Raw genomic sequence first — 17,974 nt, forward strand, 5'->3', positions numbered from 1 at the left:
ATGGACGCGATCAACCAGCCCCTGCTCAGCGTGCGCGACCTCTCGGTGGCCTTCCACCAGGGCGGCGCCACCACGCTTGCGGTCGACAAGGTCTCGTTCCAGATCAAGCGCGGCGAATGCGTCGCGCTGGTCGGCGAATCCGGCTCCGGCAAGTCGGTCAGCGCGTTGTCGATCCTCAAGCTCCTGCCGTATCCCAACGCCTCCCATCCCTCGGGCAGTATTCGCTTCAAGGGACAGGAGCTGATCGACCAGTCCGAGCGGCAGATGCGGGAGATCAGAGGCAGCGACATCTCCATCATCTTCCAGGAGCCGATGACCTCGCTCAACCCGCTGCACACGATCGAGGCGCAGATCGGCGAGATCATTCAGCTGCACAATCCCACCAGCAATACCGAGGCGCGCAAGCGGACGCTGGAGCTGCTGACCCAGGTCGGCATTCCCGATCCGGAGACGCGGCTGAACAGCTATCCGCACCAACTCTCCGGCGGCCAACGTCAGCGCGTGATGATCGCGATGGCGCTCGCCAACGAGCCGGACCTTCTGATCGCGGACGAGCCGACCACCGCGCTCGACGTTACCGTGCAGGCGCAGATCCTGGCGCTGCTCGCCGAGATCCGCTCGCGGCTCGGCATGAGCCTGCTGTTCATCACCCACGATCTCGGCATCGTGCGCCGCATCGCCGACACCGTCTGCGTCATGAAGGGCGGCGCGATCGTCGAGCAGGGGCCGGTCGAGCAGGTCTTCAAGACCCCGAAACATCCATATACGCGCGACCTGCTCGCGGCCGAGCCCAAGCCCGATCCGGCGCCGCCGCAGCCGGGTGCGCCGGTGGTGATGTCGGCCGATGATCTCAAGGTCTGGTTCCCGATCAAGCGCGGCCTGATGCGCAAGACGGTCGGCCACATCAAGGCGGTCGACGGCGTCAGCGTCGCCGTACGCAAGGGCGAGACGCTCGGCGTGGTCGGCGAAAGCGGCTCGGGCAAGACGACGCTGGGACTGGCGCTGCTGCGGCTGATCTCCTCGAACGGGCGCATCGTGTTCTTAGGGAAAGACATCCAGGGCCTGCGTTTCCAGGAGATGCGTCCCTTCCGGCGCGACATGCAGATCGTGTTTCAGGATCCGTTCGGCTCGCTCTCACCGCGTATGTCGGTCGCCGACATCATCGCCGAAGGCCTGTCCGTGCACCAGCCGAAGCTCTCGCGCGAAGAACGCGAGGCGCGCGTCGTCAAGGCGCTCGAGGATGTCGGGCTCAATCCGGAGACGCGCTTCCGCTATCCGCACGAGTTCTCCGGCGGCCAGCGCCAGCGCATCTCGATCGCGCGCGCGATCGTGCTGGAGCCGGATTTTGTCGTGCTCGACGAGCCGACCAGCGCACTCGACATGCTGTTCCAGGCGCAGATGGTCGATCTGTTGCGCGAGCTCCAGCGCAAGCGCGAGCTCACCTACATGTTCATCTCGCACGATTTGCGCGTCGTCGCCTCGCTCGCCAGCCACCTCATCGTGATGCGCGGCGGCAAGGTGGTCGAGGAAGGCCAGGCGGCCGAGCTGTTCAGGAATCCGAAGACGGATTACACGCGCGCGCTGTTTGCGGCCGCGTTCCGGCTGGAAACGGCCGGGAATGGGGCGGTGGCGACGTAGAACCGGTAGAATGGGTAGAGCGCAGCGAAACCCATCATCCTAACGACGCGGGCCTTGAAGCGATGGGTTTCGCTGCGCTCTACCCATCCTACAAGGTGCGCGACTACAGCCGCTTGATCGCAACGACCTCGCTGCCGGCCGCCTTGATCCGCGCGATCGCCGGCTCGATCGGCTCGATCACCGTTGCCATGTGATGCGCATTGGCGTGAACCATGGTGGTGGCATCGCGCACGATCGCGACATGACCTTTCCAGAAGATCAGATCGCCGCGCTGCAAGCTGCTCCATTCATGCGGCTCCAGCGCACGGCCGAGACCGGCGAGCTGCATGTCGCTGTCGCGCGGGCAGCCGATCCCGGTCGATGCCAGCGAGACCTGGACGAGACCGGAGCAATCGATGCCGAAGCCGCTCTTGCCGCCCCAGAGATAGGGCGTGCCGACGAAGCGCTCGGCGACCGCGACGAAATCCGGTTCGCGATGATCGAGCGGAGCGAGATGCGATCTCGGCAGATATCTGCCGTCGTGCGTCACGGCGAAGCCGCCGTCCTGGCGCGCCACGGCGAGCTTCGATCCCATCACGAGCGTGTCGGCCGGCGGCAGCTTGATCGAGGGTCCGGGGAACGCAAACGTCCGCAGCGCGCTGACCAAATGAGTTGGGGCGCCCGCCGGCTTTGCGAGCGCAGCATCCGGCAGCCAGCCGACATAGCCATCGCCATTGAGCTGGCCCCACGCCCAACCCTCGCCGTTGCGGTCGTAGACCGTGACACGTTCGCCGCGCAGGGCCTCCGTCATCAGCATCGCGTTCGAAGACGGCTGCTCGCGCACTGGCGCAATCGGTTCGCCCACCTCGAATTCCTCGCCGGCGACGTAGCGATCCGCCTGCACCTTGCCTTCGAGATATTTGGCGGCGAGGTCGCCGCGCGCCGGTGTCAGCCGCGGGTCATGCATAGCGCTCGCTCAGCAGTGCGTAGATGGCGCGCGCGGCCTGGCACTCGCCGCCTTCGGGTCGCGCCGGCTTCGCCGACGGCGTCCAGCCGAAGATGTCGACGTGCAGCCAGCTCCTGGCGTGCTCGACGAAGCGTTGCAGGAACAGGGCGCAGGTGATCGAGCCGGCAAAACCGCCCGATGGTGCATTGGTGATGGTGGCGGTCTTGGAGTCCAGCCAGGCATCGTAAGGCGGCCACAGCGGCATGCGCCACAACGGATCGTTCTCCTTCACCGCGCAGCGCGCGACGTCGGAGGCCAGCGTCTCATCATTGGTGTAGAAGGGTGGCAGATCCGGTCCCAGCGCGACGCGGGCCGCGCCGGTCAGCGTACCCAGGTCGATCAGCAAATCGGGCGTCTCCTCGTCGGCCAGCGCCAGCGCGTCGGCGAGCACGAGGCGGCCTTCGGCGTCGGTGTTTCCGATCTCGACCGTGATCCCTTTGCGCGAGGTGAAGATATCGAGCGGGCGGAAGGCATTGCCGGCGACGGCGTTTTCGACCGCCGGGATCAGCACGCGCAGCCGCACCTTCAGCTTCGCATCCATCACCATGCGCGCCAGCGCCAGCACGTTGGCGGCGCCGCCCATGTCCTTCTTCATGATCAGCATGCCGCTCGACGGCTTCAGGTCCAGGCCGCCGGTGTCGAAGCACACGCCTTTGCCGACCAGCGTCACCTTGGGATGATCAGGATCGCCCCAGACGATGTCGATCAGCCGCGGCACGCGGCTGGAGGCCATGCCGACGGCGTGGATCAGCGGAAAGCTCTTCGCCAGCTCTTCGCCGATGGTGCAGGCAAAGCTCGCGCCGAACTCGGCGGCGAGCGCTTGCGCCGCTGCGGCGAGCTCGTCGGGGCCCATGTCGTTGGACGGCGTGTTGATGAGGTCGCGCGCGAGCATCGCGGCATCGGCAATCCGCTCAATCTCGGCCGCGTCGACACCGTCAGGCGGCACCAGCCGGACGTCGGGGCGATCAGCCTTACGGTAGCGGGCGAAGCGGTAGCTGCCGAGCGCGAACGCGAGCGCCGCGAGCCGTGCATCGTGCGGTGCATTGGCAAAGCGATAGGTGCCGGGCGGCAAAAGGCCGGGCAGGGCGCCGGGCCGAAACAGGTCGCGCGATCTTGCGCCCTTTTCCTCGAGCCCGAACAGCACCTGCGCAATTGTGCCGTCGGTCGCGGGCAGCGCCAGATAGGCGCCTGGCTTGGCGGCAAAGGCGCTGGCGCGCGCGAACTGGCGTTGCGCCGGCGGCAGCGTCTCGGCGACCTGATCCCAGTCCGACTTGGTGACGAAGGTGATCGGGGTGGCGGTGGATGACGTCTCGAAGACAGAAGGCATTGGCGGGTCCGGATCGTCAGTTCAGGCGAGTCATGCGAACGGACGAGACTTCGCAGAGTTTGGCCGCCGCTGCAATCGGCTTTGCCGTCACCGTTCGGCGAGCCGCTACTCGCGGCAAGGGGGGCATGGTAGGTTCCGGCAACGGTCGCCAGAATGAAATCGCGGGCGGCCGACGACGAAGCGCCGGGAGGACATGCAATGGAATTCGTGTGGAGCGTGGTTACGTTCGTCGGCCAAGCCGTCGAGGTGATCTTCGGTTATGTCGAGCACCACCATTGGATCTTCGCGTTCCTTGCCGGCGGTTACCTCTTCTATCTCCACGACCGCTCCGTCCACGCGCGCTTCGATGCGCTCGACAGGCGCGTCGACGAGATCCGCAAGCGGATTGCCATCGAATATTGAGCGGACGAGACGAAACCCTCCTCGGACAAATCTCGTATCTGACGCCGAGAGCTGCCGTTCGCGACGCCGCGGCCGCAGGGCTTTACTAGCGCTTTGGTTGTGGCATTATCTGCGAATATTTTAGATTGTGCCGCTCGCTCTGCGTGACCCGAACGCAGACACGCAGCAGCACGGTGCCTGCCCAGGTTAGGTCGATACGGCTGAATCCGTTCGTCGAAGCATTTTTCTTACTGTTTGGGCGGCGCAGCATTGCAGATGAGCGGCGCAAAATGGATAGATCGTTCGTTGTTGCGCAGATTTCCGACCTGCATCTGGACGGGTCGGGCCGGTTGCTTCCGGCCATCGAGACGCTCAGGGCCGCGATTTGCGAGAAGATGGCGGGCGTCGCGAATGTTCCCGATCGCATCCTGCTGATCACGGGCGACCTGGTGGACGATCCGACGCCGCGCGCACTCGACGAGGCGCTCGCCGTCATCGCATCCTTCCGGCAGACCGGGCTGTTCACCGACATCCAGGCCGTAGCCGGCAATCACGACGTCAAGCGGCCGAGCCAGCTTGCGGGCCGTCACGACGCCTATGATTACCTGCACCTGCCGCGGAGCGCGAAGAGCGTCTATTACCGCCAGGCCGGCCTCGACCTGGTGCTGCTCGATTCCAATCGCGCAAGCCTCATGGCGCTGGCGAGCGGCAAGATCGGCGAGAGCGCCTACAAGGCGATGGTCGCTGATTCCGCCCGGCTGAGCGCCGAGCTCGCTGGGAGCATCGGTTCTGCTGGGCGCGCCGACTATGCCGAGCCCGTGGACAACCTGGTCCGCGTGCTGGCCCTGCACCATCATCCGCTGCCGCAGGCGACCGGCGAAGGAAAGCGCTTTCTCGGCGTGCCCGACGAGCCGCTGATGTATCTCGCCGCACCCGCAACCTTCCTCGAGGCCGCCACCTCGCTCAACGTCGATCTGGTTCTGCACGGTCATCGCCATGTCGAGGGGCTGACCCGTTATTCCATCCCCGATCCGCGTGCGACGTCGAGCGACAGCGGTGAGGCGTTCTGGCGCACGATCTACGTGCTCTCCTGTCCGTCCTCGACCGGGCAGGCCGGCGACGATGCCGGCTTCAACCTCGTCCATTTCGGCCCCGCGTCCCATGCCGGCCGCACGGAGCACCGCTTCGCGATCACCCGCTATTCGAGGCTCCGCAACGATGCGGCCTTCAGGCCGCTCGATTCCAACCTGCCGGGCGGCGTCATCAGGCTGCCCGCGGGACGCGACTTTTCCCGTGATCCGGCCGTCCAGTCGGCGATCGCGGCCGCCTCATCCGGCGCGCTGACACGCGACCAGGTCGCGGCGATCATCCGCCGGCTGTTCATGCGTGGCAGCTTCTATGATGAGGCGGAGCCGAACTGGGCGAATGCGCTCTACGCCTACGTCGTTTCGGCCCATGCCTGGGCGGAGCTCGCGCGCAAGGCCGCGAGATCCGGGCCGGGATTCGATGTCGACGTGCTCGCCGCGGTGAGAACGCTGCTCGGCCGATTGATCGAGCAATCCGCCGACGTGCTCGGCATCGATCGCGCTCAGCTCGATGAGCTCTGCGGGAGAGGCCTGATCAACCGTCACGACTTCCTGCGCCAGGTGCCGCGGCTGCCTCGCGAGGGGATCGACGTTCGACGGCGGGCGCGGCAGAGACTGCAATTGCTGCGGGAGCTGGACCAGCAGGTGGAGGCGCTCGGCCTCGATCTCGATCTCGGCCTCGGCGGAGGCGCGCCTCCGCAACAACCGCCGGCGCGAGAGGAGCACGTCGGATAGCGCCGTTAACCGGCCGTTAGGGTTAACATTCTATTGCTGACGCGTTCGGCTCGATCGAGCAGCTCGAGAGTCAAAGCGTCATGCGTCAACGGATCAGGCTTACCCGGCTACTTGCTTCCACGTCGCTGGTCGCGACGGTGGCGATGGGCCTCGGCGGCTGCACGGCCATGTCGAAGCTCTCCGAGGTGACGGGCTCGGTCGGCCCCCGGGCGGATGCGGCCTCCGCCGATCGCGCGCCGACCGATCCGGCGCGTGCGGTCGAAGCCTATGGCGAGCGCTACCGCGCCAATCCCCGGGATGCCGACGCCGCACTCGCCTATGGACAGGCCTTGCGCGCCAACGGCCAACGCGCCCAGGCGGCCGCCGTGCTCGAGCAGGCGACCATCGCCAACCCCGGCAACAAGGCGCTGCTCGCTCAATACGGCCGCGCCCTCGCCGACAACGGCAATTTCCAGCAGGCCTTCGACGTGCTGTCGAAGGCGCATTCGCCCGACAATCCGGACTGGCGCCTGCTCTCTGTGCAGGGCACCGCGCTGGACCAGATGGGCCGTCATGAGGAGGCGCGATCCTATTACGCGAGCGCGCTGAAGATCGCACCGGGTGATCCCGGCGTGCTCTCAAACCTCGGCCTGTCCTACATGCTGTCGAAAGAGCTGCCGAAGGCGGAAGAGGCGCTACGGCAGGCCCATGCCTCGCCGCGTGCCGGCGCCCGGGTGCGGCAGAACCTCGGCTTGGTCGTCGGTCTGCAGGGCCGCTTCGCGGAAGCGGAGGCCATCGTCAAGGCGGACCTGCCGCCGGACCAGGCTGCGGCCAATGTCGCCTATCTCAAGGAAATGCTGAGCCGCAGCGACGTCCCGCGCGGCGCGCCGAAGCGGACGCCGATCGCTTCGCTGAGCCAGCCCGACTGATCATCTGACTTCCTGGCCTCGGTTGGCGGACCGTATGGTCCAGCCGGGCTCACTGCATCTCGGTGACCTTGATGGCGGTGGGTCCGAGAATGACCACGAACAGCACCGGCAGGAAGAACAGGATCATCGGCACCGTGAGCTTCGGCGGCAGCGCGGCCGCCTTCTTCTCGGCCTCGTTCATGCGCATGTCGCGATTCTCCTGCGCCATGACGCGCAAGGAATGGCCGAGCGGGGTGCCGTAACGTTCCGCCTGCTGCAGCGCCAGACACACCGACTTGACGCCCTCGAGCCCGGTACGCCGTGCCAGGTTCTCGTAGGCGACCTTGCGATCCTGCAAATAGGACAGCTCGGCGGTGGTCAGGGTGAACTCCTCCGACAGCGCGATCGACTGGCCCACGATTTCGTTCGCAACCTTCCGGAATGCCATCTCGACCGACATGCCGGATTCGATGCAGATCAGGAGCAGGTCGAGCGCGTCGGGAAACGCACGCTTGATCGAGAGCTGGCGCTTGGAGATCGCGTTCCTGAGGAACAGCATCGGCGCCTGGAGACCGAGATAGGCGGCGCCGATGCAGATGCCGATCTTGATCGGCAGCGCCTGTTGCATGTTTCCGATCACGAACACGTAGAGGGCCGAGCCGATCAAGAACACGATCGGGGCGACCATGCGGGCAAACAGGAAGGTGATATAGGGTGCCTGGCCGCGGTAACCTGCCATGATGAGCTTGTCCCGCGCAGCTTCCTGCGCGAGCCATTTCGTCAGGTTGAAGTCCTCGACCACCTTGGAGACGAGTTGCTTCGGTGTCTGGCGTAGCGAAACCTTCTCGCTCTTGTTGAGACGCTCACGCTCGCGCTGCCGGATGCGCTCACGCTCGCTCGCCACCGCCTTCATGCGCTTGGAGAGGCCCTCGCCGGCGAACAACGGCATCACCAGCGTATAGACGGTGGCACTCGCGGCGATGGCCGCGAGCAGCATGGTCATGAAACGGACGTCGTGCAGTTTCGAGACGAGGAATTCGACCATACGCCACCGTCAGAAATCGAAGTTGATCATCTTCTTCATCACCAGGATGCCGATCGACATCCAGACGACGCAGCCGACCAGCATCAGCTGGCCGGTGGGATGAGTCCAAAGCACCGAGATGTATTGCGGCGTCGTGAGATAGACCAGGAACATCACGATCGGCGGCAGCGAGCCGATGATGCCGGCCGAGGCCTTGGCTTCCATCGACATCGCCTGGATCTTTTCCTTCATCTTCTTGCGGTCGCGCAGCACCTTGGAGAGGTTACCGAGCGCTTCGGAGAGGTTGCCGCCCGACTTCTGCTGGATCGACACCACGATGCCGAAGAAATTGGCCTCCGGCAGCGGCATGCGCTCGTAGAGCCGCGCGCAGGCCTCGCCCAGCGGCATGCCGATCGCCTGCGTCTCGATGATGGCCAGGAACTCGCTGCGCAGCGGCTCGGGCGCATCGGCGGCCACGACCTTGATCGATTCGAACAAGGGCAGGCCCGCCTTGATGCCGCGGACGATCACGTCGACCGCATCGGGCAGTGCAGCCAGGAACTTGGTTTCGCGGCGTTTCTTGAGGAATCCGAGTGCCCAGCGCGGCAGGCCGAAGCCGCCGGCAAAGGCAAGACCGGCGGCGCCGATCAGGCCGCCGCCCGCGAACACAGCGGCCGCGAAAAATACGCCCGCCACGACGGCGGACACGATCCAGAATTTCTGCGGCGTCCAGTCGAGCCCGGCCTGCGACAGGCGGACGCTGAGCGGGGCGCTCTTCTCCTGGGCGCGCCGCGCCTCGAGGTCCTTGAGCGTGGTCTCGACCTGCTCGCGGCGCGAGCGCTGGGTCTTCTCGGCCTGACGGGCCGTGGGCGCCTCGGCGCGCGCGACCGAGGCGCGGCGGCTTTCCGCTTTTCGCTCCCCGGACAGCAGCGGATAGAGAAAGACCCAGGCGATGCCACCGACCGCTGCGGTGGCGAGGAAGGCGAGGGCGAGGACCTGAATGTTCATGGCGCTGCTGACCTGCTCACGTCTTCGGCGCGACTTCCGCCGCGTCGAGCGCCGCAGCGAGGCGCTTCTCTTCGCCGTAATAGCGGGCGCGTTCCCAGAACCTCGGACGGCCGATGCCGGTCGAGCGGTGCCGGCCGATGATCTTGCCGTTGGCGTCCTCGCCGACCATGTCGTAGAGGAAGATGTCCTGGGTGATGATGGTGTCGCCTTCCATGCCCATCACCTCGGTGATGTGGGTGATGCGGCGGGAGCCGTCGCGCAGGCGCGCGGCCTGGATGATGACGTCGATCGAGGCGCAGATCATCTCGCGGATGGTGCGCGAGGGCAGCGAGAAGCCGCCCATCGTGATCATGGATTCGCAGCGCGACAATGCCTCGCGCGGGTTGTTGGCGTGCAGCGTGCCCATCGAGCCGTCGTGGCCGGTGTTCATCGCCTGCAGCAGGTCGAAGGCCTCGGGTCCGCGGACCTCGCCGACGATGATGCGTTCGGGGCGCATACGCAGGCAGTTGCGCACCAGTTCGCGCATCGTGACCTGGCCCTCGCCCTCGATGTTGGGCGGGCGGGTTTCCAGCCGCACCACGTGGGGCTGCTGCAGCTGGAGCTCGGCGGCGTCCTCGCAGGTGATGACGCGTTCGTCGTGCTCGATGTAGTTGGTGAGGCAGTTGAGCAAGGTGGTCTTGCCCGAGCCGGTACCGCCAGAAATCAGCACGTTGCAGCGGACGCGGCCGATGATCTGGAGGATCTCGGCGCCTTCCGGCGTGATCGCGCCGAATTTGACGAGCTGATCCAGCGTCAGCTTGTCCTTCTTGAACTTGCGGATGGTGAGCGCGGGGCCGTCGATCGACAGCGGCGGCACGATGGCGTTGACGCGGGAGCCATCGGCGAGGCGCGCGTCGCAGATCGGCGAGGATTCGTCGACGCGCCGGCCGACCTGGCTGACGATGCGCTGGCAGATGTTGAGAAGCTGTTGGTTGTCGCGGAAGCGGATGCCGGTGCGCTGGATCTTGCCGCCGACCTCGATGTAGACGGTGTTGGCGCCGTTGACCATGATGTCGGCGATGTCGTCGCGCGACAGCAGCGGCTCGAGCGGACCGTAGCCGAGCACGTCGTTGCAGATGTCGTCGAGCAGCTCCTCCTGCTCGGCGATCGACATCACGATGTTCTTGATCGCGATGATCTCGTTGACGATGTCGCGGATTTCCTCGCGCGCGGACTCCGAATCGAGCTTGGCGAGCTGGGCGAGGTCGATGGCCTCGATCAGCGCGCCGAAGATGGTCGCCTTGACCTCGTAATAATTGTCCGAACGCCGGCTCTCCATGGCCGGAGGCGGCGGAGCCTTGGCGGGCGCAAGCGGCGGCGAGGCGACGGCCGGCGGAGGCGGGGCGCGCGACACCGTCGGCGCCTGAGCCGGGGCAGGCTCGAGCGACACGGCGCCGGGCTTGGGCGCCCGAAAGTCGGTGTCTGTTCCGCTACGCTTACCGAACACTTAACAACTCCATGCGGCGGCTTATCTTCCCCGCAACTTCTCAATCAGAGGTGAAAGCAGGGACGACTTTTGCTTCTTGGTCTCGCTGCGGCCGGTCAGGCGCTGGGCGATCTGCAGGAACATCTCGATCGACCTGTGGTTGGCGGAGATCTCCGCGATCATCTGGCCGTTGTTGGCCGCCGAGCCGAAGATCTGCGGCTCGAACGGGATCGAGACGACCGGCTGGCTCTCGATCGCCTTGGCGAACTCGGCGGCGGCGATTTCGGGCCGTTTCGGCACGCCGACCTGGTTCAGGCAGTACAGCGGCGGCCGGTCGTTGGGGCGCGCGGCCTTCAACAGGTCGAACAGGTTCTTGGTATTGCGCAGATTGGCGAGGTCCGGGGCGGCCACGATCAGGATGTCGTCCGCTCCGATCAGGGCGCGCTTGGTCCAGCCCGACCATTGATGCGGAATGTCGAGCACGATGCAGGGCATGGTGGAGCGCAGCGTGTCGAACACGGCATCGAAGGCGTCGGTGCCGAAATCATAGACCCGGTCGAGCGTCGCAGGCGCCGCCAGCAGGCTGAGATGATCGGTGCACTTCGACAGCAGGCGGTCGATGAAGGCGGTGTCGACGCGGTCGGGCGAGAACACGGCGTCGGCGATGCCCTGCGGCGGATCCTGGTTGTAGTCGAGGCCAGCGGTGCCGAAGGCGAGATCGAGGTCGGCGACGACGGCATCCATTGCGAGGTCGCGCGCGATCGCCCAGGCGACGTTATGGGAGATGGTGGAGGCGCCGACGCCCCCCTTGGCGCCGACCACGGCGATGATGCGGCCGACCGCCTTGGCTTCCGGCGCCGAGAACAGGTTGCAGATCGAGCGCACGACGTCGATCGCGCCGACCGGCGCGAGCACGTAATCGCTGACGCCGCGGCGCACCAGCTCGCGGTAGAGCGTGACGTCGTTGATGCGGCCGATCACGACCACGCGGGTGCCGGCATCGCAGACGGTGGCGAGCTGGTCGAGCCCACCCAGCAGGTCGTTGCGGCCGTCGCTCTCGAGCACGATCACGTTCGGCGTGGGAGCCGAGCGGTAGGCTTCGATCGCGGCCGCCATGCCGCCCATCTGGATCTTCAGGTGAGCCTTGCCGAGACGGCGATCCTCGCCGGCCGACTGCACCGCGGCGGCCGTCTCCACGGTTTCGCAGAAGGCCTGGACCGAGACGCGCGGCGCGGGCGCAATATGCTCCTCGACCGGCGGAGGAGCTGCTGCCGGCTGCTCTTCGTGTGTCTGACGCGCGTAACTGATCATTTGCCTGTGTCGCTGAGTTTGGCCTTGTCGGCATCGGGATAGGCGACACCCGTCGGCATTCCCTTACGATACTTCTCGAAGGCGGCGGTGCGCCGTATCGTGTAGGAAGGTGTCTCGGGCCGCGGCTGCTCGAGGTCGGATGGATTGTCGACCATGGCCGCGAGGTTGCGCTGATAGGCGCAGCCGTAATTGTAATAGTCCTTGTTCTCGAACCAGCTCTTGTTCTTCATCGAAGGCCCGATGTCGTCCGGCCACAGGCCGCAGGGACCCGCGACCGCGGCGATCTTGGAATAAGTGAGCCGGATCGGCGGCAGGAACCGCTTGTCCTCGGGCTGATAGGGACGAATGGTGACGCCGCGCGGCGGAACGCCTGCCCCTGCCAGCATGGCCTGGATCTCGCGCATCGTATCCGCGACCGGACGCGCATTGGGCGTGCCGGACGGCACGTCGATGCGAATGGCACCGGTCCCTTCGTGCAACCATGCCGATGCGACGCCCATCACGTCCGCGCGTTGGGCGGCGGTCAATCCGCCGCGGGCATGACCGACGAAGACGACGATCGAGCGGTTTTGCTCCTCGATCGCGATCGGATGGCGCTGCTTGTAGTCGTCGGGAATGGAGGCGGTAACGACCTCGTTGTGCTGGCAGCCGCCGAGCGCGAGCGTCAGGCCGACGAGCGCGCCGCCGAGACTGACGGCGCGTTTGCGAAGCTGGGGTGGTCTTGTGGTCATCGTAGAGTCCCCGTTCCGCCTCAGTCGGTGATGAAGCCGTAGGTGCCGCGGTAGTTCTTGGCCGGTTCGGTGCGTCCGGGCACGCCGTAGAGCCGGTTGATGTTGCCGATCAGCTGGGCTTGCGGATCGGCAGGCGGGGCGAAGCCGTCATCCGGCCGCGACAGGTCCTTCGGCGCCACTGCGCGGACAACATAGGGCGTCACGATCACGACCAGCTCGGTCGCGTTGTTGACGAAGTCGCGGCTGCGGAACAGCGTGCCCAGGATCGGCAGCTGCATCAGCCCCGGCAATCCGCTGATTGCCTGCTTGGTCTGCTGCTGGATCAGGCCGGCCATCGCCATCGCGCCGCCGGAGGGAATTTCCAGCGAGGTCTCGGCGCGGCGGGTCCTGATCGAGGGGACCGTCAGCGAGTTCACCGTGTTCGTGGTCACCGCCTGCGACAGCGTGATCGCATTCTCGTTCGACAGCTCCGAGACCTCGGTCATCACCCGCAGGCTGATCTTGCCCTCGCTCAGCACGACGGGGGTGAAGTTCAGCGAGATGCCGAACTTCTTGAAGCTGATCTGGGTGGTACAGACATGCGTGGTGGGATCGCAGGCATAGCCTGCCGGAACCGGGAATTCACCGCCGGCGATGAACGTCGCCGATTCACCGGAGATCGCGGTCAAATTCGGTTCGGCCAGCGTGCGGATCACGCCGGCGGTTTCCATCGCGCGCAGCGTGGCCTGCACCGACGGGGCGGCGCCGAACTTCGTGGTCAGGTTGTTGCCGTCCACGAGGTTCTTGCCGAGCGCCGTGAACGGGTTCGAATTGGTGAAGCTCACCACCGACGTGCCGTAGTTCAGGTTGGCGGTGAGGTCGATGCCGAGCTGCTTGACGATGTTGCGCTGGACCTCGGCCACCGTCACCTTGAGCATGATCTGGTCGCGGCCGCGTACCACGATCGAGTTCACCACCTTGTCGGCGCCGCCGGCCAGGCGCGCGGCGAGGTCGTTGGCCTGCTGCGCCTCCAGCGGATTGGCAGCCGTGCCGGTCAGGACGATGCCGTCGCCGAGGCCGTCGATCTGGATGTCCGAATTGGGCAGGACCTGCTTCAGCGCGGCCCGCACGCCGTTGAGGTCGCGCTTCACCGCGATGTCATAGGCCGCAATCTGCTGCCCGGCGGAATCGAAGAACACGATGTTGGTCTGGCCGACCGCGGCGCCGATGATATAGGCGCGCTGCGCCGAGCGGACCACCGCGTTGGCGATCTTGGGATCGGCGACCAGCACGTCCTTGATGTCGCGCGGCAGGTCGATGACGATGGACTTGCCGACGCCGAGCGAAAGGAAACGCGCATTGATCTGGCCGTCCGCCGCGGCCGGCGCCACGGGGCGGTAATCGGCGGCGACCGCCGGGGCGATCGCCGGATTGAGCGCCAGCGCGAGGGCGGCCGAAAACGACAGGGCGCGGACCAGTGAGGTCCGCATCGTCGCCGAATCTGCCCTGCATTTGATGTCGACTGTCTTCATCGTGCCTTAGCCGTCTGACTTGGAATGCCGTAGCGAATGATCGAGACCCCCTCGCGCTTCTGCGCGGAGTCATCGAGCGTGATCTCGCTCATCTTGACGTCGACGATGCTGCGCAGCGCCAGCGACAGCGTGCCGCTCTGACGCGCCGCGGAGAGCGTTGCGGTCTGCGCGGGATTGAGCTCGAGGGTGACGGTCTTGCCGACCACCGCGTTCTGCCCGTCCTTTTCCTTGGGCGCCTGGTCGATGGCGAGGACGCGGATATTGGCCAGGATGATCTCGGAGGTGACGACGTCGGGAGCGCCGCTGCTCTGGTCCGGGTTCTTGAGCCGGCGCGTGAGCAGGACGTCGACGCGGTCGTTGGGCAGGATGAAGCCGCCTGCGCCGGTCTCCGGCGAGATCTCGGTCGAGATCGCCCGCATGCCGGTGGGCAGGATTGCCGCCATGAAGCCGGAACCTTCGGCCTTGACCAGCTTCTGGTCGCGCATCGGCTCACCCTGAATGAAGGGCGCGCGCGCGATCGAGCCGGTCACCTGGGTCGCGCCATCGGGGCGCTCGTTGCGTCGGATGAAGGTGGCGCTGGCGGTCGCGGTCGGCCAGGTCTGCCATTGCACGTCTTCGGGCTTCACGGTCTGGCCGAGGCCGATGTCGTTCTTGGCGACGAGGACGTCGACCGTCGGCAGTTGCGCGACCGGAACCGGAGGCGGCGCAGAATTGTCGGTGCCGCTCGCCAGGTACGCGGCGACGCCGCCGGCGCAGATCGCGACCGTCAGGACGACAATGCGTGCCCTATTCATACGCTTCAACTTTCCAACAATACGCCGCGACGCTGCCGCCGCCGTCATCGGCAGTTGACCAGCTATTCGTCAAAGCATGGTTAATGAGGCGTATCTAAATCGCCTTAACGCCGGGTTTACCCTGGGCGTTCAGTGCAGTGCGAGGTGAGCGAGGTCGATCGCCTTCACCCATTCGGTCTCCGGGTAGACCATCAACGCGCTCAGCGCGAGCGCGATGCCGTAGGGAATGCCGCTCTCCTTGGCGTGCAGCCGTGCGAGCCAGGCCTGTCCTGCCAGCCCGTACGGCAGCGGCCACTGCCGGAACTGGAGCAGAAGCAGCGTCAGCGCGCCGCCGAACAGCGAGGCGTAGAGCAGGAAGTTCATCAGATGTGGGAAGCCGAACCAGAGCGCGACGGAAGCCGCGACCTTGGCGTCGCCGCCGCCCACCCAGCCCATGGCGAAGCAGGTGAAAGCCACGACCAGGAGAAGCGCACCGGCGCCGACATGGCTCAGCATCTCGTAAGGTGCCATGCCACCGGCGAGGGCGAGCGCGAAGAAGCCTGCCACCAGCGCCAGCGACACGCGGTTCGAGATCGTCATCGTGAAGAGATCGCTCGCGGCGGCGAACGCCATCAGGGCCGGGAAGAGCAGAAGGCGCGCAAGGTCGAGGATCATGGGCTGCGTCTTGGGGCCTGGGTTTGTCGCGGGAGCTGGCGTCGGGCGATGCTAGCGCGCGATGCTAAACAAACCGACAACGGCGGCACGGGCGCGCGGGCCCTCGGCCGCCGAACGCGCCTTCACCAGAAGCTGGCGATGCGTGCGGCGAGCGCGACCGTCGCAACCAGCAGCGCAAGGCAGATCCAATAGACCGGCGAGCCGGCCTGCGCCGCTTCCGCCTCGCGCGCCGCAACCGCGGCATCGGTTCTTACCTTGTGCAACGCCACTGGAACTCGCCGTCTTCAGAAAAACAAACGCCCCGGAGGTCCGGGGCTTTTGTCGTCGTTCGTGGACCCGCTTACTTCAGCGAGGTGCTGATCGAGGTGAACTTGGCGTTCAGCGTGGTGCCGAGATTGTTGACGACGGTGATGATGGCCAGCGCGATGCCGGCGGCGATCAGGCCGTATTCGATGGCGGTGGCGCCGGATTCATCCTTCGCGAAACGCGCAATCAAGTTCTTCATGAACAAAACTCCGTCTGGGTGGGGACCGCCTCGTTCGGCGCTGTCGTTGACGTGACGACCATGAGAGCCGAGCTCTTTCGGGGGAGTTAATTCGATCGGGTAAACCCAGCTTCGGCGCGATGCTTTTGCCCAGAGTGAATTTCGCCTTAAGACGGCCTCTGCAATTCGTTCCGGTTCCGGATGCCTCGCCAACGCGGCGCCTGCTTCACGCTCCCTTAAATTTCGCGGAGTAGGCGTAAGGCTACAGCGGAATTCGCGGAGAGAGCGACGATGTCGAGCCTGCCCTTGCAAGTCGCTTTGATGCTCGGCGAGACCATCGTGAAGGTGATCCCGGTCACCTTCGTGCTCGCGGCGGTCTTCACCGTGCTGGAGCATTTCTGGGCCTGCAATCCCGGCGCGCCGTGGTGGCGCAAGCGGGAGATCGTCACCGACATCTGCTACTGGTTCTTCGTCCCGGTGTTCGCCCGCACCATGCGGATCGGGCTGCTGGTCGTCGGCGCCAGCGTCGTCTTCAACATCCACGATGCCGACGAGCTCATCGCCTTCTACGACAACGGCCATGGTCCGCTGGCGCAGCTGCCGCTGTGGCTGCAGGCGCTGTTGTTCCTGGTGCTGTCCGATTTCATGCTGTACTGGCTGCACCGGCTATTCCACGACGGCGGCTTCTGGAAATATCACGCGGTCCATCATTCGTCGGAGGAGATCGGCTGGATCTCCGCGGCCCGCTTTCATCCGGTCAATCTCTTGCTCGGGACGATCAGCGTCGATGTCCTGCTGCTGATGGCAGGCATCTCCCCGAACGTCATGGTCTGGGTCGGCCCGTTCACCACCTTCCATTCGGCCTTCGTGCACGCCAACCTGAACTGGACCTTCGGACCGTTCAAATACGTGCTGGCGACGCCGGTCTTCCACCGCTGGCACCACACCTCGCTCGAAGAGGGCGGGGACACCAATTTCGCCGGAACGTTCCCGATCTGGGACGTGCTGTTCGGCACCTTCCGCATGCCGGAGGGCAGGCTGCCGCAGGATTACGGCAAGGACGAAGCGAGCATGCCCAAGGAGATCGGAGGCCAACTCGCCTATCCGTTTCGGCACTAGGGGGCGGGCCCCGCAAATGTCCGTCCGTTCAAACAATACTCGGCGAGTTTGCGGAACGTTCACGAATTAAAGGCAGGTTAGCCGGGTCGGGCACCGGCTCCGCTGTATTCGGTCGCTTCTGCCGGTTTGTGACGTCCCGGGGGTAAGAGTATGCGTAAAGAAATGCTGCGCCGTCATGTGCGCGTCTGTCTTCTGGTTGCCGCTGCGATGCTGGCAACGCCGGCCGCAGGCCTCGCCGAGCCCGTCGCCGACACCATCGCGGTCAATGTCGACCAAGCCAAGCTCGTGCGGCTGCCCGGCAAGGTGGCGACCATCGTGGTCGGCAATCCCCTGATCGCCGACGTCACGCTCCAGCCCGGCGGCATGATCGTCGTGACCGGAAAAGGCTACGGGGCCACCAACTTCATCGCGCTCGACCGCGGCGGCGAGATTCTGGTGGACCGCCAGATCCAGGTCGAAGGTCCGAGCGACCGGCTCGTCACCGTCTATCGCGGCATCGAGCGCGAGTCCTACAGCTGCGTACCGCTTTGCCAGCGCCGCGTGACGCTCGGTGACAGCGACGCCTACTTCAACAACGCGATGAGCCAGGCCGGTACGCTGAGCAGCAGCGCCAGCGGCGGTGCGGGTGCCGGCGCGGCTGCCAAGCCAAACTAGCCGACCGGCCGGCCTGCACCCCGCCAGGCCGCTCGCCGCTTCGCCGGCATCTCTCCGCGCGCCGTATTTCAGCGCGCTTCGGGACGCGCCTGGTTAACGCAGTCTTAACGGCGCGGTCCGCCGGCTGCGGATCGTCTGAAACACTTAGACAATCAGTTTCCGCTATTGAACGGGCAGATGA

The 17,974-nt window shown here is 65.8% G+C and carries 18 protein-coding genes; 6 read left to right on the top strand and 12 right to left on the bottom strand.

Annotated features, from left to right (window positions below; translation table 11 throughout):
• A complete protein-coding gene (locus tag XI05_RS33415) occupies nt 1-1,638 on the top strand; it encodes an ABC transporter ATP-binding protein (RefSeq protein WP_271509925.1) in 1,638 nt (545 codons plus the stop codon).
• Between the two features lie 103 nt (nt 1,639-1,741).
• On the opposite strand, the gene XI05_RS33420 is transcribed toward XI05_RS33415, so the two are convergent.
• Both XI05_RS33420 and XI05_RS33425 read right to left on the bottom strand, forming a co-directional pair.
• On the bottom strand, nt 1,742-2,584 hold the full coding sequence (locus tag XI05_RS33420; protein ID WP_271509928.1) for a C40 family peptidase: 843 nt from the start codon (nt 2,582-2,584) through the stop codon (nt 1,742-1,744).
• Nucleotides 2,577-3,950, bottom strand: coding sequence for a leucyl aminopeptidase family protein (locus XI05_RS33425; protein ID WP_271509931.1), 1,374 nt, complete (start codon nt 3,948-3,950; stop codon nt 2,577-2,579). The genes XI05_RS33420 and XI05_RS33425 overlap by 8 nt, the downstream gene beginning before the upstream one ends.
• 198 nt (nt 3,951-4,148) lie before the next feature.
• Here XI05_RS33425 and XI05_RS33430 point away from each other — a divergent pair, with 198 nt between their 5' ends.
• The 3 genes from XI05_RS33430 to XI05_RS33440 all read left to right on the top strand — a co-directional run bounded on the left by XI05_RS33430 (nt 4,149) and on the right by XI05_RS33440 (nt 7,059).
• Nucleotides 4,149-4,352 carry a hypothetical protein gene (locus XI05_RS33430; RefSeq protein ID WP_271509934.1) on the top strand — a complete coding sequence of 68 codons (204 nt, stop codon included), beginning with the start codon at nt 4,149-4,151 and terminating at the stop codon, nt 4,350-4,352.
• A 269-nt stretch (nt 4,353-4,621) separates the two neighbouring features.
• Nucleotides 4,622-6,151 (top strand): metallophosphoesterase family protein, encoded by a 1,530-nt coding sequence (locus XI05_RS33435; RefSeq protein WP_271509937.1) that lies wholly within the window; start codon nt 4,622-4,624, stop codon nt 6,149-6,151.
• Nucleotides 6,152-6,231: 80 nt separating this feature from the next.
• The gene (locus XI05_RS33440) at nt 6,232-7,059 is read left to right on the top strand and encodes a tetratricopeptide repeat protein (RefSeq protein ID WP_271509939.1); all 828 of its coding nucleotides are present in this window, start codon (nt 6,232-6,234) and stop codon (nt 7,057-7,059) included.
• A gap of 49 nt (nt 7,060-7,108) precedes the next feature.
• Here the strand turns inward: XI05_RS33440 and XI05_RS33445 are convergent, their stop codons facing one another.
• The 10 genes from XI05_RS33445 to XI05_RS33490 form a co-directional block, all read right to left on the bottom strand.
• Entirely contained in the window at nt 7,109-8,083 is a 975-nt protein-coding gene (locus tag XI05_RS33445; protein ID WP_271509941.1) for a type II secretion system F family protein, read from the bottom strand.
• Nucleotides 8,084-8,092: 9 nt separating this feature from the next.
• Nucleotides 8,093-9,070: a type II secretion system F family protein gene (locus XI05_RS33450; RefSeq protein ID WP_271509944.1), complete on the bottom strand. Its 978-nt coding sequence runs from the start codon at nt 9,068-9,070 to the stop codon at nt 8,093-8,095.
• A 16-nt stretch (nt 9,071-9,086) separates the two neighbouring features.
• Nucleotides 9,087-10,556: a CpaF family protein gene (locus tag XI05_RS33455; protein WP_271509946.1), complete on the bottom strand. Its 1,470-nt coding sequence runs from the start codon at nt 10,554-10,556 to the stop codon at nt 9,087-9,089.
• Between the two features lie 21 nt (nt 10,557-10,577).
• Complete coding sequence (locus tag XI05_RS33460) at nt 10,578-11,846, bottom strand: AAA family ATPase (RefSeq protein WP_172784914.1); 1,269 nt, start codon at nt 11,844-11,846, stop codon at nt 10,578-10,580.
• Nucleotides 11,843-12,577 (bottom strand): CpaD family pilus assembly protein, encoded by a 735-nt coding sequence (locus XI05_RS33465; protein WP_271509948.1) that lies wholly within the window; start codon nt 12,575-12,577, stop codon nt 11,843-11,845. The genes XI05_RS33460 and XI05_RS33465 overlap by 4 nt, the downstream gene beginning before the upstream one ends.
• A 20-nt stretch (nt 12,578-12,597) precedes the next feature.
• Nucleotides 12,598-14,088 carry a type II and III secretion system protein family protein gene (locus XI05_RS33470; RefSeq protein WP_271509950.1) on the bottom strand — a complete coding sequence of 497 codons (1,491 nt, stop codon included), beginning with the start codon at nt 14,086-14,088 and terminating at the stop codon, nt 12,598-12,600.
• The gene (gene cpaB, locus XI05_RS33475) at nt 14,085-14,882 is read right to left on the bottom strand and encodes a Flp pilus assembly protein CpaB (protein WP_271509953.1); all 798 of its coding nucleotides are present in this window, start codon (nt 14,880-14,882) and stop codon (nt 14,085-14,087) included. Before cpaB ends, XI05_RS33470 begins: the two co-directional genes overlap by 4 nt.
• A 129-nt stretch (nt 14,883-15,011) precedes the next feature.
• On the bottom strand, nt 15,012-15,536 hold the full coding sequence (locus tag XI05_RS33480; RefSeq protein ID WP_271509956.1) for an A24 family peptidase: 525 nt from the start codon (nt 15,534-15,536) through the stop codon (nt 15,012-15,014).
• A gap of 122 nt (nt 15,537-15,658) precedes the next feature.
• On the bottom strand, nt 15,659-15,799 hold the full coding sequence (locus XI05_RS33485; RefSeq protein ID WP_172784654.1) for a hypothetical protein: 141 nt from the start codon (nt 15,797-15,799) through the stop codon (nt 15,659-15,661).
• 77 nt (nt 15,800-15,876) lie between these two features.
• Nucleotides 15,877-16,041: a Flp family type IVb pilin gene (locus XI05_RS33490; RefSeq protein ID WP_106941836.1), complete on the bottom strand. Its 165-nt coding sequence runs from the start codon at nt 16,039-16,041 to the stop codon at nt 15,877-15,879.
• A 270-nt stretch (nt 16,042-16,311) separates the two neighbouring features.
• Between XI05_RS33490 and XI05_RS33495 the strand changes: the two genes are divergently transcribed.
• Nucleotides 16,312-17,139, top strand: coding sequence for a sterol desaturase family protein (locus tag XI05_RS33495; protein ID WP_271509958.1), 828 nt, complete (start codon nt 16,312-16,314; stop codon nt 17,137-17,139).
• Nucleotides 17,140-17,289: 150 nt separating this feature from the next.
• Nucleotides 17,290-17,793 carry a pilus assembly protein N-terminal domain-containing protein gene (locus tag XI05_RS33500; protein ID WP_172784908.1) on the top strand — a complete coding sequence of 168 codons (504 nt, stop codon included), beginning with the start codon at nt 17,290-17,292 and terminating at the stop codon, nt 17,791-17,793.
• Nucleotides 17,794-17,974 lie beyond the last annotated feature (181 nt).

The sequence above is a fragment of the Bradyrhizobium sp. CCBAU 11357 genome (assembly GCF_028128865.1).
GTDB lineage: Bacteria > Pseudomonadota > Alphaproteobacteria > Rhizobiales > Xanthobacteraceae > Bradyrhizobium.